The organism is Pseudomonas sp. FeN3W, from assembly GCA_030263805.2.
Classification (GTDB): Bacteria; Pseudomonadota; Gammaproteobacteria; order Pseudomonadales; family Pseudomonadaceae; genus Stutzerimonas; species Stutzerimonas stutzeri_G.
Genome location: CP136010.1, coordinates 22526 through 37691, shown reverse-complemented (window position 1 = coordinate 37691; position 15166 = coordinate 22526). Strand labels below are relative to the sequence as shown.

Annotated in this window: 14 protein-coding genes; 5 read left to right on the top strand and 9 right to left on the bottom strand. The window is 55.7% G+C overall.

Features of this window, described 5'->3' with window-relative positions:
• Positions 1-46: 46 nt before the first annotated feature.
• The 5 genes from brxC to P5704_000195 all read right to left on the bottom strand — a co-directional run bounded on the left by brxC (position 47) and on the right by P5704_000195 (position 8083).
• Positions 47-3511 (bottom strand): BREX system P-loop protein BrxC, encoded by a 3465-nt coding sequence (gene brxC / locus P5704_000215; GenBank protein WOF78977.1) that lies wholly within the window; start codon positions 3509-3511, stop codon positions 47-49.
• A gap of 23 nt (positions 3512-3534) precedes the next feature.
• Entirely contained in the window at positions 3535-4080 is a 546-nt protein-coding gene (locus P5704_000210) for a DUF1788 domain-containing protein (GenBank protein WOF78976.1), read from the bottom strand.
• On the bottom strand, positions 4073-4852 hold the full coding sequence (locus P5704_000205; GenBank protein WOF78975.1) for a hypothetical protein: 780 nt from the start codon (positions 4850-4852) through the stop codon (positions 4073-4075). The genes P5704_000210 and P5704_000205 overlap by 8 nt, the downstream gene beginning before the upstream one ends.
• Before the next feature lie 489 nt (positions 4853-5341).
• Positions 5342-6352 carry a competence protein CoiA family protein gene (locus P5704_000200; protein WOF78974.1) on the bottom strand — a complete coding sequence of 337 codons (1011 nt, stop codon included), beginning with the start codon at positions 6350-6352 and terminating at the stop codon, positions 5342-5344.
• A 78-nt stretch (positions 6353-6430) separates the two neighbouring features.
• Positions 6431-8083, bottom strand: a complete 1653-nt coding sequence (locus P5704_000195; GenBank protein ID WOF78973.1) for a nuclease-related domain-containing protein — start codon at positions 8081-8083, stop codon at positions 6431-6433.
• Positions 8084-8310: 227 nt separating this feature from the next.
• Between P5704_000195 and P5704_000190 the strand changes: the two genes are divergently transcribed.
• The 5 genes from P5704_000190 to radC all read left to right on the top strand — a co-directional run bounded on the left by P5704_000190 (position 8311) and on the right by radC (position 12260).
• Positions 8311-8643: a hypothetical protein gene (locus tag P5704_000190; protein ID WOF78972.1), complete on the top strand. Its 333-nt coding sequence runs from the start codon at positions 8311-8313 to the stop codon at positions 8641-8643.
• Positions 8644-8700: 57 nt separating this feature from the next.
• Positions 8701-9669: a DUF932 domain-containing protein gene (locus tag P5704_000185; GenBank protein WOF78971.1), complete on the top strand. Its 969-nt coding sequence runs from the start codon at positions 8701-8703 to the stop codon at positions 9667-9669.
• Between the two features lie 72 nt (positions 9670-9741).
• A complete protein-coding gene (locus tag P5704_000180) occupies positions 9742-10746 on the top strand; it encodes a YqaJ viral recombinase family protein (protein ID WOF78970.1) in 1005 nt (334 codons plus the stop codon).
• Between the two features lie 85 nt (positions 10747-10831).
• Positions 10832-11734, top strand: coding sequence for a hydrolase or metal-binding protein (locus P5704_000175; protein ID WOF78969.1), 903 nt, complete (start codon positions 10832-10834; stop codon positions 11732-11734).
• A gap of 28 nt (positions 11735-11762) precedes the next feature.
• Complete coding sequence (gene radC / locus P5704_000170; GenBank protein WOF78968.1) at positions 11763-12260, top strand: DNA repair protein RadC; 498 nt, start codon at positions 11763-11765, stop codon at positions 12258-12260.
• Positions 12261-12579: 319 nt separating this feature from the next.
• Here radC and P5704_000165 read toward each other — a convergent pair whose 3' ends face one another.
• The 4 genes from P5704_000165 to P5704_000150 all read right to left on the bottom strand — a co-directional run bounded on the left by P5704_000165 (position 12580) and on the right by P5704_000150 (position 15081).
• Entirely contained in the window at positions 12580-12861 is a 282-nt protein-coding gene (locus P5704_000165; GenBank protein WOF78967.1) for a type II toxin-antitoxin system RelE/ParE family toxin, read from the bottom strand.
• Positions 12851-13096, bottom strand: coding sequence for a type II toxin-antitoxin system prevent-host-death family antitoxin (locus P5704_000160; GenBank protein WOF81322.1), 246 nt, complete (start codon positions 13094-13096; stop codon positions 12851-12853). Before P5704_000160 ends, P5704_000165 begins: the two co-directional genes overlap by 11 nt.
• 110 nt (positions 13097-13206) lie before the next feature.
• A protein-coding gene (locus P5704_000155) for an IS3 family transposase (GenBank protein ID WOF78966.1) occupies positions 13207-14360 on the bottom strand; the annotation gives its coding sequence in 2 pieces (ribosomal slippage) (positions 13207-14114 and positions 14114-14360; 1155 coding nt in all).
• A 64-nt stretch (positions 14361-14424) separates the two neighbouring features.
• A complete protein-coding gene (locus P5704_000150; protein ID WOF78965.1) occupies positions 14425-15081 on the bottom strand; it encodes an inovirus Gp2 family protein in 657 nt (218 codons plus the stop codon).
• Positions 15082-15166 lie beyond the last annotated feature (85 nt).

Here is a 15166-nt window from a genome sequence, read left to right as displayed (position 1 = left end):
CGCGCCGCGGCCAAGCCACCAATGGGCCACTATGCTACGGGTGCCATCAGACCATCACGGGGCCTTCCGCCAGCTTGGCCAGCAGCTGAGCCTCGATTTCCGCCAACCATTGGCGCAGCTGCGCTTCGTTTTCGAAGGTGCGCTTAGGCAAGCTGACATGCTGAACCTTGGGTTGCAGCAGCTTGACTGCTTCCTGGCGGGCGCTTTCAAACTTGGCAGCCAGGCTGTCTTTACGATCAGTCCACTGCTCCAGACTGGTGGTTTCCAGGCTGTCGATAACTTCTTCACGGCTACCGAGGCTCAGCGCTTCGGGCTCAACCAGGCCGCGGCGAGTGAGCAGTTCATTCTGCTGAGCAGCAGAGAGCTGCTGCCAGTGGCTGTCTGCTGTCAGCTCAGCCTGGCGCTTTTGGTACTCGATATGGAAGGCGCGGAAGTGGTGGTTGATCGCCTCACGCAACTGGCTAACGGTGGTGCTGATCAGGCTCTCGAGCGGATTGGGCTCGGCCAGCAGGCTGCGATTACCCTTGATGGCATCCACTTCGCCTTTGAGCTTCTCACCGAAGGCCAATCCCTTGCTAAGCCGCAGTAAGGTTTGCAGCAGATCCCAGTCACTGCGGCGGGAACGCAGCTGTTCACCCAGGCTACGCCAGGCGTCAAGCAGCGGTTTGATGGCATCCTTGTTGTCCAGCACCAGTTTGAGCTGGGTATTGCCACTTTCTTTGGCGATCTCATCAATCAAGCTGGCGTCCGGACGCGCAGGAGCCGGCGCCTCACCACCTGCAGCTTGGTGCAGCTCGCGGGCCAGGGTGACCAGCGCTGGCAAGCGGGCCTGCTCTTCTCCTGGCGGACAATCGATGCCTAGCGAGCTGATCAAGCCACGAATCTTGATCAGATCCACCGGGCGGATGGTTACAGTCTCAGGGCGGAATGTGGTTTGAGTTAGCTTTTGGCGCTCTAAGGTTTGAGCCGTTAACGCGTTACCGCTTATGTCCGTTGCGCGCAGAGCGCCTGCTGCTACCAGGGCGAACAGCGCTCCATCTACAGTGTCCTGCTGCCACCCATACGGCGGCGCAGCAAATTGCTCACGGATCTCGGTGCCTTTTTTTGAGCCACCGATGTACCGCATAACGGTAGCGCATACCGGATGCTTCTCCGTATCGCCAGTAAAGCCTACGGCTTCCAGGGCGTTCTGACCGCCGTCCTTGCGGGCACGGTCGTAAACCTTGGCCCAATGCGGGCTGTCGGCCATGTCGAATTCGCGGTAGAGACGCACCACGGAGGCTTGAGCAGCGGTTTGAATGCGCTCGGCAATACTGTTGCCGTCGACTTCCGCACCTCCGGCTTGCAGTACCTGTACACCCGAAAGGATTTCCTTAAGGAGCTGGTCAACCTGCTTCTGCGCATCGCGCTGGCGGGTCTCCATCGCCTTGCGGGCATCATTGCCCGCCTCGGTATTGGGCATGCCGCGCAGGCTCAGGGTCGCATCGGCGGCTTCCTGGTGGATGATGGCGTTGTTCAGCTCGGAACGGTTGCGCGCGGGGATATAGAGGTACAGCGTCGGTAGATCCGGGTTCGCTTTACGCGCCTCTGCAAGGAAGGATGATTCGTTCAGGCTCCAACCGTCCTGTACCCAGAGATAGATTTTCTGGTTGGCATCTTTGGGCACTTCTGCATCGAAGCAGGCAATTATTTGGCGGTTTTCTTTGCACGCCCCCTGAGTGACACGGACCTTGGCCAGTTCGGACTTGATTTGCTTGTGCAGCAGGTCGATCCGGAAATTCTCGACACGTTGCATATTGCCGCGCAGGTCGGCCTCTTGCTGGCGGAAGGTATCGTACCACTGAGCACTTTCTTGGGTTTGCAGACGGTACTCGACACCGGCACTGGTCTCCATGGCCATCAGTTGACCATTCTTGGCCATGGCATCCAGTTGAACGGGGATGCGCGCACGGAGCTCGTCTTTGCCCTGGTTGAGGTTATCTACCAGAAGGTCAGCCAACATGTCGGCGGTGGCGCGTACACCGCAGTCGGAAATCAAGTCTGTCGGCAGCTTGCCAATCAGCAGAATCAGCGAGAGCAGACGCGACTGCAGTTGCTGGTCGTCATCTCCAGCCGACAGCTCGGCAATGCGCTCGTAGTCCTCCTTGGAAATGACGCCGGTCTGCAGCAGATTGGGCGCGATCTGCTGGTAGATAAAGTCGCCGGGAACGATATTGCCCAACTCTTTCTCCGCCGTGGCCTTGGCGGCCTCGTGGATGACTTTGAGCTGGTTACGCAGCTGCGAAACAGTGCCGGTGGTATCGACAATACGCAGCACCTTCTCCCAGAAACGGCGGCGCACGGGCAACAGTGGGTAGTCGGCCAGCATGACCTTCTCGTCATCCTGGTGATACTCCACCTTGGTGCCCCGCAGATGACGAGAAATCTCGCCTAGGTGCTTGGTCAGAAGCGCCTGCAGCCCGGCACGAGCGGTCTCGACCTTTTGCAGGATGACCTTACGGATGACCGACTCCACGTCGGTGTCGCTGAGCATGATAGGAATCTGGAAACGACCCATCAGACGCATCAAGTTCGGCATACCGGACAGCGCATTCTGGCCGGTAGCAATGAACAACAGACGATTACCGAAAGCCGAGTGTTTACAGCAGGTCTCAACGACCTCCTGGATCATGTGTGCACGGTCTACATCGTTACCCACGTATTGCTGGACTTCGTCGAGCACAACCAGGGTGAGCGGGAACTGGCCTTCGCGATCCAGCGCATCGGCGATAGCCTGGACCATTTGGTCGTTGGTCACATCAGTGACTGTCGGGAATTGACCTTTGAGCAGTTGATGCACACCTTGCGTGTCGCTGGCCATGTCCGGGTAGGTCTGGAGCAAAGCATTGGCAATTAGTGGCGAGACGTACAGCTTGCTCAGCTCACGCTCCCAGGGTTTGCCGGCATTTTCTACTGCCTGTCTAACGGCATCGAAGTAGCCTTGCTCTTTCAGCCAGAGGACAAAACGAGCCTGGTGGTACTGCTCCGGCAGGCCCGCCGACTTGAAGATGATGCCCAACAGTGCGAGGCGCACATTGTTGTTCGCACCAGCACCGAGCGTGCCGGATGCAGCATGCAGGCCGCCATAGCGACGCGACTGAATGCTCAGCTCTTTGAATGCGTCAGCAACGTTCTGAGGTAGGTTGGCAATATGGCGTGCGGTAAGGCCGTCCGGGAAAGCCTGGTCGACCCACAGGGTGCGCAGCATCTTGGCCATGTGCGACTTACCCGAACCGAAGAAACCGCTGATCCATACACCCGGCTGCTCATGATTGCTGCCCAGGTTGCGCAGATAGGTAGACAGGATCTTGTCCATACCGGCCTGGTACTCACCTTCACAGACGAACGTCTTGAGCTCATAACGAAGGGTGTTGAGCGCCTGCTCGGACAGATCGTCCTTCACTTCGGCGACACCGTTGTTAGCCAGGCGGTTTTCCAGCGGATCGTGCAGGTAAATTTCGCGGTTAAGCATGTCAGTCCCTTAAAGCAAAACAGTCAGTTGTCAGCCGTCAGCGGCGTGGCGTGGTAGCCCCAGCCGTCACGGGCGTCCAATAAGCGATAGGTGTTGTCGATGTACTCGCCCGGGAAGAGCACCAGCAGCCTACCGGGCACATGCGCAGAGAGCGCTTTGACGAACCCCGCGACTGAGCCGAAACCAAACAAGGCACCGCTGCCAATCAGCGCTACGAGGGTGTTCTCGTTAGCTTGGTCACCCAGTTGCTGCTCCAGTCGATCTAGAAGGTCCTGAATGAAATCGGGGTAGTTACCGATCAGATCGCTGGGGTCAGTGAAATAGGCATCCCGGTACTCTTCCGCAGCCATCCACTCGGGAAATGCATTGGTGATATCCAGCGCCAGCCAGGGATGGCCTGCGCCTTCCGTGGCCACTTTGAATTCTTCGATTCGCGCACGCAGCTTAAGCTCGTCTTCCTTGTGATAAACGGCAAACAGAACGCGCTGCTCATCTGCCAGGCCCACTTGCCAAGGCAGGCTGATATGGCGAGCGTAGTTTTTGATGAGCTTATTGAGGCGACTACTCATGGAGCCAGGCCTTTTCGGTTTGAGTGAGGAAGTCAGGGAAACCGACCTCTATGACTTCACCCGATTGTTTGAATGTGATCAGCCCCCGCAAGGATGCCGTACGTGCAAGCTCTGTCAGGCGTTCAACACGGCAATCCAGCAGCTTGCACCACTCACTGGAGAACAGGCGCTGCCCGCTCAAACCATTGAGATAAGCCTGAAACAGGGCATAGGCGACGTTCACCTCGGTTACCTGCGGCTGCGCCCTACTCTTTTTGATGCGCCCACTCAGAAATCCGGCCTGAGTCCAGCTGCCGTTGATGTTTTGGGCATAGGACTTGAGTGACGCAGGACTGAAACGATTGGGATCTTGAGCAGCCAATACCGCCTCAGTTTGCTCACGCTGCAGAGGCTCACCGGGCTTGAGCTCCAACATCAGCGGAACAGACACACGTAACAGTGGATCACGAGCCACCGCTAGTTGCAGCGCGAGCAATGGCTGCGCCTCAATGCGCACATCCCAAAGCTGGCGAAAAATGCGAAACAGTGGGATATCAGGTGACAGACCGTAGAGATCGACCAGATGCCCGACCGTGAGCTTGCGCGCTCGGCTAGTGGGCTTGTCTAGGCAGTTCAACTCCGTGATTTGCTCACGATACAGCGGGCGACTATCGGTAAATTGCGTGCTGGAGAAAAGGCGACGCAGCTCCGGCAACATCATGGTGCGGGAGTCATGCGCTCCGCTTCTGCCGAACTTGAAGCCGAAATTGATCAGAGACTGCTGATTGGTCATGGCATCACTTGTGGGTTCCCAGCTCACAGCACCCGCTGAGCGGGCGTTGAGGGACGGAATGATCTGCAAAGCTGCCATTATCTCTGACTATCCAATGTTGGTCTTGCGTCAATCCGTTAATCGTCAAGCTTGATATCAGTTTGATATCAGCCCACATCCTGCCTAATCAGGTAGTAATTGTCATCTTCAACCGTTCAAGCTGCTTCGTGTTGCCGCCAACGCCTGTGGTGGTGAGCTGGCGCTTCGACAAATCGGTGGAGGGCACCCGATTGCTCTTCCCCTGCGCTACGACAACCCATCTGAATCGCCCCTGTTTGAGTAGGCATCCATTCCAGTGGCTCTATCCCGCCCATACAGTGGGCATGACGCAGGATATGTCGCCGAACTAGTCATACCAATGATGTACTTTCATACAGGTCAATTTTTCAGGCAGGTTGCCGGAAGCGAGTCGCAGATTGTGGCGAAGGTGAACGCTGTGCCTATCAAGATCTAAACAGCTCTCCGATACCGCTCGCAATCGGCCGCCTCGTTAGACCCACAAGCCTTTTTAAACGTCTTGCAGAAAATTGGAAGGCCTTTTAGGGCATCGTAACTTTCCGCGTGATAGCGGCAGAGATAACAGTTCTTAATTGATACGTTCCGGTTTGCAGCGAGCTCAACCTGTTCGATAAATAAACGGCCACCCTCCGCCTGGTTCTCAAAAGGAGACTTTGCTCCCGCATTGGAAAAAAATAAATTACTATAAATAAGCTTATCTGATTTACGCGCTTTTGAATGCACCACTCTCAGCTCGTTAAACTCCAGATTGGCTTTGCCACTTTCGTACACAAAAAAAGCGTAACACTTCCTAGCTGCGCACTTACACTCAGAGTCAGTGATAGCTTCTGTTGCGTGATTAAAACCAATAAAAAGGGCGTCACTTGCCGACAAACTCGATTTTCTAATTTTATTGATATCTTCTTCTGTCTCTATAGGTATCTCAATTACTCGATTTCCAGAGCTTTCTTTTCGCTCCGACATGAAATGAGTATGAGCTATTTCAATGTATATTTTTTCAGAAGGCCTGGATTCGCTAGAAATCAACACATCTGGAACAAATTGACCATCCCGCTTTTCAACCTGAATGTTGTGAAAGTATTCCGTCAGGTCATATTCCTTCTCAACACAACCCAGATCACAAGCAGTTATTATCGCAGGGTGAAATTTGCGGCATACCTTCGTAGCCGCCAGCTTAATTACAAATGGCTCACCAGCCTCCAGACATCTCGTGTATACATCAACAAACGTCGCTTTACCGAGCTTATGCAAGTATGTTTCGCCGCTGCACTCCACCTGCGCTTTATGAGCAAAGTGCGGACGCACCTTCTCTCCGTTAACCCTTGCGATCAGCGGGTTTTCACAACCTAGACAGGTGAACTTTTCACTTATGACCTTTCCGGCGATGTCGTCTGCACATATGGTCTGGCCATTTTCATTTAATGCGTAGCGGTATTTTATCATCCATGAACCCGATCAAAGATATAAGTAGCAATTATAGATCCGAAGCAGAAGAAGTAAGCCGCTGCATAACGCAGGCACCTATAGTTCTTTCCACACTTCACTTTGCTCGATTATCCGTGCAAATGCCGACGCACTGAACCCTTCCGGATAAAGCGTGGCCACCTCATTCGCGCCCTGTTTATCTAGCGCCTTCAGGTAATGAAGCTCGTCACGAAGAGCTAGTTCAATAACTTCGCGCGAAACGATACGAAAGCCATCAACCACCTCGCCATCAAATTCGATCGAAGTATCAACTACCCAACCATGCAAGGTGGGCAGCGGATCGGGCGCAGCAAGCCCCAACGCCGCACGTAAGCCTAGGTCATGTTGCAGTGCTTGCCGCACCGCCACACTTTTACGCCTTAACTGCCTGGCAGCCTTGCGTAGCGTATTTGTGCGATGTAACCAGACCTCCTGTTGGGTGGAGCGAATAAATCCCGACTTCACTTCAAGCAAAAGAATTACACCAGCCAGGCACGCCAACAGGTCAATCTCTCCAGCATCCTGCGCGTCTACTCGTCGAGGCTCGTAGCCCACAACGACGTGGAACCCGCGTTGCCGAAGAGAATGGGCGAGGTTATGCTCAATCCGTTCTGTTTCGCTGCGCAGCTCTGACCGACGCTGCTCGACTCGCCGGAGATTGTTTACAGCAGCCGACAGGGAGTTTTGCCGGCCAGCCACCCAAGGGAACTGAAAGCTGTAACGACCTATCTTGTAAAACGGCTTCTCCGATAGCCTTGGCGTTGGCAAATTCGGGGGTTGCTTCACTTGCTCGGATAGTGTCTGGAGATCACTAGTCCAAAACTGCAAGATCGCCTTCGCTGCTTCAGGATCCCCATCGGGGTGATCATCACTCACCGTCCATGCGCGGATCCGCTGAATTTTTTCTGGCTGCTCCGACCAGGTCATGGGAAAACGATTCTCGCCCTGTAGCAGACCCTCAAAGGCCAAACGCCCAAGCGCGGTTATGGGCTCGCCCGACTCATCCAAGTAACGCTGATAAGGCTGCAGGTAGGCTTGTTCGAAAAACGCTCTGGTCAGCTCACTCGCCAACATTGCGTGGAACAACGTCACTTCAGCTCCGTTGTTCAACCTTACGCGCTCTCCAAGCCCGAAAACCACTTGCAGATAAAGCTGGCTGCGTATGGTCTTGATGTAGGCGAGCTGGTTAGCCTCATGGTTGTCGGTACTGCCGATCAGCTTTCCGGCAAGCTCAGAAGCGGCAAAGGTCTCAATCGCGCGGCGCATCCAGTAGCACCACAACAGCTGGCTTTTCTGTTCATCTATGAACGTCTGCCATTGCAGGCCCGCGCAACTCTTGCGCAGGTGGACCCAGAGCGGCGAATCCCTGCGCGTAAACAACTTTGAATAACGGACGGCCCATCGCAGCTGATCTGCGTTGTGCGTGGCCAGATGACTCAGCAAATCGATATCGATCACGTCATCAAAGTGGAGCACCCGTGCCAATGCCAGACTGGCTAGGTCAGCCTCGGCTACTGTCTCCGAGGCCCACCAAAACTGTGCGGACGCCAAGCCAGCTGCACGGTTGCGTGAGCTGTACTTCCCGCTTGGTCGCTGATCCAAAAAATCATGCAGGCACTCATTGAGTGCTTCGCCAGGGGTATAGCACTGCAAATATTTGGCGTATTGGTCTTGGTAGAACTGCTGGCAACGTTTATCAGAGTCACGCACGTGCTATCCCTGCCTGCCCCAGGAAGGGCCTATGTCCTTTTGGATGGCTCACGTTATCTCACGAACATCATGTGCCATTACCGATTCGAGCATACAGCTCTAACATCAAGGCCGCTGTCACGCTACAGGATTCAAAAAATTTTCAGCCCTGTATTACCTACTGGAAGCCGGGCACAAAAAGCTCGTCTCTACCTCGGGGTATTTTCTCTTGAACAGGAGTCTGAATAATGAGTATTTGCTGTCCTTCCTGCGGTTCTCTTCGCGTTGTTGCTCGCCATTATGGTCGCAAGATCGGTGGTGCGGTTGGTGCCGTTGGCGGTACAGCGAGCGGAGCAGCCGGCGCTATGGCCGGTGCAAAAAGCGGTGCTCTAATCGGGGCTTTCGCTGGCCCCGTGGGCGTGACGCTGGGTAGCCTGGCCGGCGCGATTCTGGGCGGCCTGGCTGGTGGAACTGCCGGAGGTCTGGCCGGAGCCAAGATGGGTGAGGAAATCGACTCTCAAGTTCTCGACAATTATGAGTGTCACCACTGCGGTATTGCTTTTTCACAAACTGAACGTTGATTTCACCTCAGTGCAGAACGAAACGTTATTACATTTGATGTTTTGAGGAGTATCACGATGGCTCATCTCGTTGAAACAATGGCCTACGCTGGCGCTACCCCATGGCACGGGCTGGGCAACAACCTGCCGCGGAAACAGCCTATCGAAGTCTGGCAACGCGAAGCCGGCATGAACTGGCAGATACTGGAAAGCCCTGTTCATTTCAAATCGGACGCTATCGGCCATCTCGGCTCAATTCATTCCTTCCCAGAGCAGAAGGTGCTCTACCGTTCCGACACCAAGGCGCCACTGTCAGTGGTCTCCAAGCGATATCACACCGTGCAGCCACGGGAGGTACTCGAGTTCTACCGGGACCTGACCGAGGTCTCCGGCTACGAGCTGGAAACCGCTGGAGTGCTCAAGGGCGGCCGCAAGTTCTGGGCGCTTGCACGCACTGGGCAAGGCACAGCGATCAAGGGTAACGACCAGGTCAACGGCTACCTGCTGTTGGCTACGTCGTGCGACGGCACACTGGCCACCACCGCAACGCCGACCACTGTACGCGTGGTGTGCAACAACACCCTGACCGTCGCTCTGGACGGCACCAGCCGAGCGATCAAGGTGCCGCACAACACTCGCTTCGATCCGGCGGTTGTAAAGAAACAACTAGGTATTGCCGTCTCGCAATGGGACGACTTCATGTACCGCATGCGCCATCTGGCCGAACGCAGGGTTCAGTGGCATGAGGCCATGGGGTTTTTCATGAATGTGATGTGCGATGTCAGCCCTACCGGCCAGCTACCCGAACAGCTGCCGAACGAGCGCGCCCTGCGCAAGGTTCAGGAAATGTACGAAGGCCGTGGCCGGGGCAGTCAGTTGGACTCAGCCAAAGGCACTGCCTGGGGCCTGCTCAATGCCGTGACCGAGTACGTCGATCACGAGCGTCGGGCACGAAGCACCGAATACCGCCTCGACTCGGCCTGGTTTGGCCAGGGCGCGCAGATCAAGCAACGTGCTCTGGACGCGGCTCTACAGCTCGCCGCTTAACCCCCATTTCAACCTTATCGCCCGGTCAGCTTCGCGCTGATCGGGCTTTTTTATGCCCGTAAGGTGAACAGCATGAAAGCGACTTCATTGAACCGCAGCACCAGCAGACCCCGGTCAGCCCTTCGCCTGATCAGTACAAAGGAATTACCCCGAGAAGAGTGGCTGGAAGTACGCAAACGAGGCATCGGTAGCTCGGATGCCGCGGCATCCGTTGGCCTCAACCCCTACAAGTCGCAGCTGGAACTGTGGTTGGAGAAGACCGGACGCGACACCGGATTACCAAAAACCGACCCCGATGATGAAGAAAGCGCGATGTACTGGGGCAACGTCCTTGAGCCGATTGTGGCCTGGCACTACAGCAAGCGCACCGGCAACAAGGTTCGACGCATCAACGCTGTGCTGCAGCATCCGGACCCTGACCTGTCTTGGATGCTGGCAAACATCGATCGCGAGGTAATCGGTGCCGACGATGTACAAATTCTCGAATGCAAGACTGCCGGCATAAACGGGGCACGCCTCTGGAAAGAAGGGGTACCCGAGTATGTGCAACTGCAGGTGATGCACCAGCTCGCCGTCACCGGCAAGCAGGCTGCGGATGTGGCGGTTGTGCTCGGCGGTCAGCACCTGGAGATCCATCGCATCGAGCGCGACGAAGAGATGATCGCTCGCTTGATAGAGCTGGAGCGCACGTTCTGGAGATACGTCGAAACCGACACGCCGCCACCCGCAGATGGGACAGCGTCCGCTGAATCTGCGCTGCGCTGCCTGTATCCAGAGGACGATGGCCAGACGGTGGACTTCAGGGACCAGCCCGGACTGTCAGCTGCATTCGTCGAGCTCAAGGCGCTGCGTCAATCCATCGAAGAGAAGCACACGCGTGAGGCACAGCTCAAGCAGATGCTTCAGCAGGCGATGGGCGAAGCGACGAGGGCCGAGTTTGCTAACGGCTGCGTCAGCTGGAGAAAGGCCAAAGACAGCATCGGCTTCGATGTGGCCCGACTGCTCAGGGACAGGCCTCATCTGCGAGACAAATATTCACTCATCAAGCCCGGCGCCCGACGCTTCCTAATCGGCTGATTTCCCTCAATCACTTCCCTCCCCTTGGCCAGTCCACGCAGTTGGCGCTGCGTGGCTGGCCTTTTTTTATTTCAGGAGAACCACCATGCTCAAAGGTCTGGCTATTACCCCGCCGGTACTCGGGCGGATTTCCATTGGCAAGGTCATCGAGAAGAACGGCAAGCGTCTGCCAGAGAAGGATGACCAGTTCACCATCACTTCCCAGGTGCAGAGCCGCGACGGCTGGCTGGTACACCCACTAAACGATGAGCTGCGTCAGAGCAAGGACGACAAGCTGCGCAGTATCCCGGTGCGCCTGCTGTTCAACGAACCGGAGCTGAATTTTCGTGCTGACTACACGCTATTTGATCGCCAGTCAGGTCGCCCGGTCTGCGTCGGCAATGGCGAAACCTGCAAGCGAGTCACCCAGGACGGCATGCAATCGCTGCCCTGCCCTTCGCCAGATGCCTGCCCGCTGGCGAAAGGCGGAGCCTGCAAGCCCTATGGCCGGCTGAACGTGGTGATTGGCGATGAGGATCTGTTGGGTAGCTTCGTCTTCCGTACCACCGGCTTCAACAGCATCCGCACCCTGGCCGCACGCCTTCATTACTTCCAGGCCATCTCCGGAAACCGCCTGGCCTGCCTGCCGCTGGAACTGCGACTTCGTGGCAAGTCCACCCGGCAGAGCCACGGCACACCGATCTTCTACACCGACCTGACCGTACGCAGCGGAATGGACATGACCGAGGCGCTGCGTAACGCAACTGAGCTCGATCAACAGCGGCAAAAGGCGGGCTTCGATCAGAACGCGCTGGACGAAGCGGCAAGACGCGGCTTCGGCAACGGTGCCTTCGAGGAAAACGAGGAAGACGTCAGCGCCATCGTCGAAGAATTCTTCCCCATCGAGAGCGCCCACGAACAGCCGCTTTCCAAAGCCATATCGCACTCGTCGGGCAAACCCAGCCTGACTGAAAAGCTGGAAGCCAAGCACCAAACCCTGAATGCCTAGACTGGCCACCCGGCCCATGGAGCTGAATATGCGATTGCACAAAATCAAGGCCGGTGAGACCGCTGGCACCTACCTGATCGAGTCACCAGTCACTGAAGCCGACATCCTGTTGATGGCCAAACAGCTGGCCAGCCAGCGCTTGCGTCGGGGACGGCAACTTACAGCGCCACAGGACGTATTCAGCCACCTGCAGACGCTACTGGAGGCCTATGAGTACGAAGTCTTTGCCCTGCTGATGCTGGACTGTAAGCACCGGGTCATTGCGTTTCACGAGCTGTTCCGGGGCACCCTGGATGGCGCGAGCGTTTACCCAAGGGAGGTCGTGAAGATCGCTCTGGAGCACAACGCTGCCGCCATGATTTTGGTGCACAACCATCCATCCGGCGATCCCGAACCCAGCCAAGCGGATCGCACGCTAACCCACAAGTTGAAGGATGCGCTGGATCTGGTCGGTGTGAGAACGCTCGATCACATCGTTGTAGGCCACGAAGGCTGCGTTTCGCTGGCGGAACAGGGTTACCTGTAAGAGACGGATGAAACAGCTGCTACCGATCTTTGCCGCCGTTTTATGTACGGCGGCATCCTCGCCGGCTGCATAGCGGTACTACTGCTGGTGATTCTGATTCTGTGCTTTCCGCGCCTCGCTGCGGTGCTGGCATGCGGGATGCTCGGGAAATGGCAAAGCGGCACAATTCATCCAGTCAATGAGCGATACAGGAGGGGCAGCCGAAAGGCTGTCCACTCCGGCTGCTGTACCACTTTTCTTTTTTGCTCAATTGCCAATTCCATCAGAGGTAAGCAACGAAAGCTTGATGATCCCCCTGAGCATCAGATCCTGCCTGTAGCTAACGCTTCTTGGCCGACTGGTACGCTGCTCCACGCTCGCGTTTGCCCACGGAAACTACAATTACAACCACTCGTTCCTCCTCGACCCGATAGACCAGGCGATACCCGGAAGTGCGAAGCTTGATTTTGAAGTGTCCCGGCATGTCCCGCAAAGCATCAGCCTGCACCCGAGGCGCTTCCAGGCGCTCTCTAAGCTTCTTCTTGATCTGCTCACGCACCGTATGGCCAAGCTTCTCCCATTCCTTGAGCGCTGTAGGAAGAAACTCAAGCTTATAGGTCATCCAGGCTCACCGGGATGCCCTTTTCAGCGGAACGAGCCCTCGCAATTTCGACCAGTTCAAGATCGTCAAGTCGCTCCATCATCTGCTCGTACAGGTCAGCAGGCACCATGTAACCCATCACGCGATTGTGGTTGAGAACCGCCACCGGCAAACCGCCAGCTCCGGCCATGACTCCAGATGGATTCTTCTTCAGCTCAGAAACGCTAACGGCAACCTCGGCCAAAACACTCTGCATATTCAAGCCCTCATTTTCGGTCTTTATTTTGGTCTTTTTATTCAGCCCGAGCAAGCCCTAGCTTTAGGTTGCCCGAGCCTCATCACCAAGCGGCTCCGTTCGGATGGGTTCTACCCCATTTCCACGGACGGTTTGAAAAGGGCTGAAAACTTCAGATCTTGCCGGGCGACTCTACGACGCATTCGTGGGTTATGAAACCGCTCGATGTAGTCGAATAAATCCGCCCGTGCTTCATCACGAGTTCGATACGACTGATGGGCAACGCGCTCCCGTTTGAGCTGACCGAAGAAGCCTTCGCAGGCAGCGTTGTCGCCGCAATGCCCGACTGCACTCATGCTGCAGACCAGCGTGTTGCGATTCAGAAAGCGCTGGTAGTCAGCACTGGTGAATTGGCTGCCGCGATCCGAATGCAGGATCACTGACCAGTCACCCTGGCGCTGCCAGATCGCCATCTCCACCGCTCGAATCACCATCTGCCGATCCTGACGGTGATGCATCGACCAACCGATCACCAGCTTGCTGTACAAGTCGAGCACCACGCATAGGAAGAGTTTGCCTTCCAGTGTGGCTATTTCCGTGATGTCCGTGACCCACTTGCGCTCCGGTTCCTGCGCAGTGAAATCGCGCTCCAGCAGGTTTTTCACGCCTGCTGGACGCCCGCTGGCGACTCTTCCAAAGCCACGCCTCTTGCGGCGTGGCCAACCTTGAATTCGCTCAGCCGCCATCAGGCGAGCAACGCGGTTCAGGCTGACGGTTTCGCCCTCGTCGAGCAGATCCTCGTGCATCCGGGGCGCTCCGATCACACCACGGCTGTCCTCGTGAATCTCCCGAATGCGCCTTACCAGGCGTGCATTCTCTTGAGTTCGCGGGCTTGGATCACGATCCTGCCAGGCGTAATAGCCACTGGCAGAAACCTTCAGGCAACGGCACATCAGACGTACCGGGTACTCGTTGCGGCAGCGCTGGATCACCGTGTACCGCTCGATGATTCCCTGGCAAAGTACGCTGCCGCGTCTCTTAAAAAATCACGTTCCTTGGTCACCCGGGCCAACTCACGCTTGAGGCGGGCCAGCTCCTCATCTCGCGGACTACCGGTTCCGGGAAAGGCCTTTTCTGTGCCTGGTTGTGCTTCTCGAACCCAGCGTGTGAGCAGGTTCGGAGCTACACCAATCTCCAGGGCCACTTGTCGACAGCTCGCCCCTGAACGACGAACCAACTCGATGGCTTCCCGCTTGAATTCAGGACTGTATTTCTTGCGCTTCATGAACACTCCTTCAGCTCGGTATGAGCTTACTCGAAAGTGTCCGTGCTAACGGGGTAGAACCCGATCAAACCCGACTGGATCCAAATCCATGCTGACCACTCCCGTAGACTTTCGTGGCCGCCTTGCAGAGGTAGCTTGCCCGATAGAAGAAGTCGACCACTCCCTGCGGCTCATCACGACGGAGGCAATAGGTTGGATTGCTTGGTATCTCTACCAACCCCTTGGCCTCGTCAACTGACGAGCCCAGAGCACTTGCCCACGCCTCTTGGAGACGGTTGAACATGTTATCCCTTCCTGGCTCAAACTTACCTAAAGCATTGAATGCATCGTAATTGAGAAAGAATGCAACATGGTAATGCGGCCTCCCATGTTGCCCAACTTCTCTAGCCCAAACGTATCGCACACCGCTCTGATGCGCATGTTTATTTTCCCTACGCGCAATACAACGATTGTGGCGTATTCTTGCCTTAAAGGATTCTACAAACCTTTCAAATACTTGATTTGTATAATCGCCTCTGCCATAAACAAACGCTGCTGGAAACCTAAGATCAACTCTAAATGCAAAGACACGAGAATGCTGTTGAAGAGCACGATCAATCGTAGCATGCAGCCTTTCCAGATACTGACGTATGAAAGGCCCTTTATCTATCTGAATAGGCAAGCCACGATAGCCAAGCTCATTATGGATAACAAGATTACTATTTTGACTATGACGTAACATGTTAAATACTCCAATGCTTAAGTGCATAACCTAGGAGCATCATGTATTTATTCACTGAAACAATATCCATACGTCAGGTATCTAA

Excerpts from the sequence above, each read along its gene's own strand:
- P5704_000190 (WOF78972.1), top strand. The coding sequence starts at position 8,311 with ATGAGTATTTGCTGTCCTTCCTGCGGTTCTCTTCGCGTTGTTGCTCGC.
- P5704_000210 (WOF78976.1), bottom strand. The coding sequence starts at position 4,080 with ATGAGTAGTCGCCTCAATAAGCTCATCAAAAACTACGCTCGCCATATC.
- P5704_000185 (WOF78971.1), top strand. The coding sequence starts at position 8,701 with ATGGCTCATCTCGTTGAAACAATGGCCTACGCTGGCGCTACCCCATGG.
- P5704_000205 (WOF78975.1), bottom strand. The coding sequence starts at position 4,852 with ATGACCAATCAGCAGTCTCTGATCAATTTCGGCTTCAAGTTCGGCAGA.
- P5704_000180 (WOF78970.1), top strand. The coding sequence starts at position 9,742 with ATGAAAGCGACTTCATTGAACCGCAGCACCAGCAGACCCCGGTCAGCC.
- P5704_000165 (WOF78967.1), bottom strand. The coding sequence starts at position 12,861 with ATGACCTATAAGCTTGAGTTTCTTCCTACAGCGCTCAAGGAATGGGAG.
- radC (WOF78968.1), top strand. The coding sequence starts at position 11,763 with ATGCGATTGCACAAAATCAAGGCCGGTGAGACCGCTGGCACCTACCTG.
- P5704_000150 (WOF78965.1), bottom strand. The coding sequence starts at position 15,081 with ATGTTACGTCATAGTCAAAATAGTAATCTTGTTATCCATAATGAGCTT.
- P5704_000175 (WOF78969.1), top strand. The coding sequence starts at position 10,832 with ATGCTCAAAGGTCTGGCTATTACCCCGCCGGTACTCGGGCGGATTTCC.
- P5704_000200 (WOF78974.1), bottom strand. The coding sequence starts at position 6,352 with ATGATAAAATACCGCTACGCATTAAATGAAAATGGCCAGACCATATGT.
- brxC (WOF78977.1), bottom strand. The coding sequence starts at position 3,511 with ATGCTTAACCGCGAAATTTACCTGCACGATCCGCTGGAAAACCGCCTG.
- P5704_000160 (WOF81322.1), bottom strand. The coding sequence starts at position 13,096 with ATGCAGAGTGTTTTGGCCGAGGTTGCCGTTAGCGTTTCTGAGCTGAAG.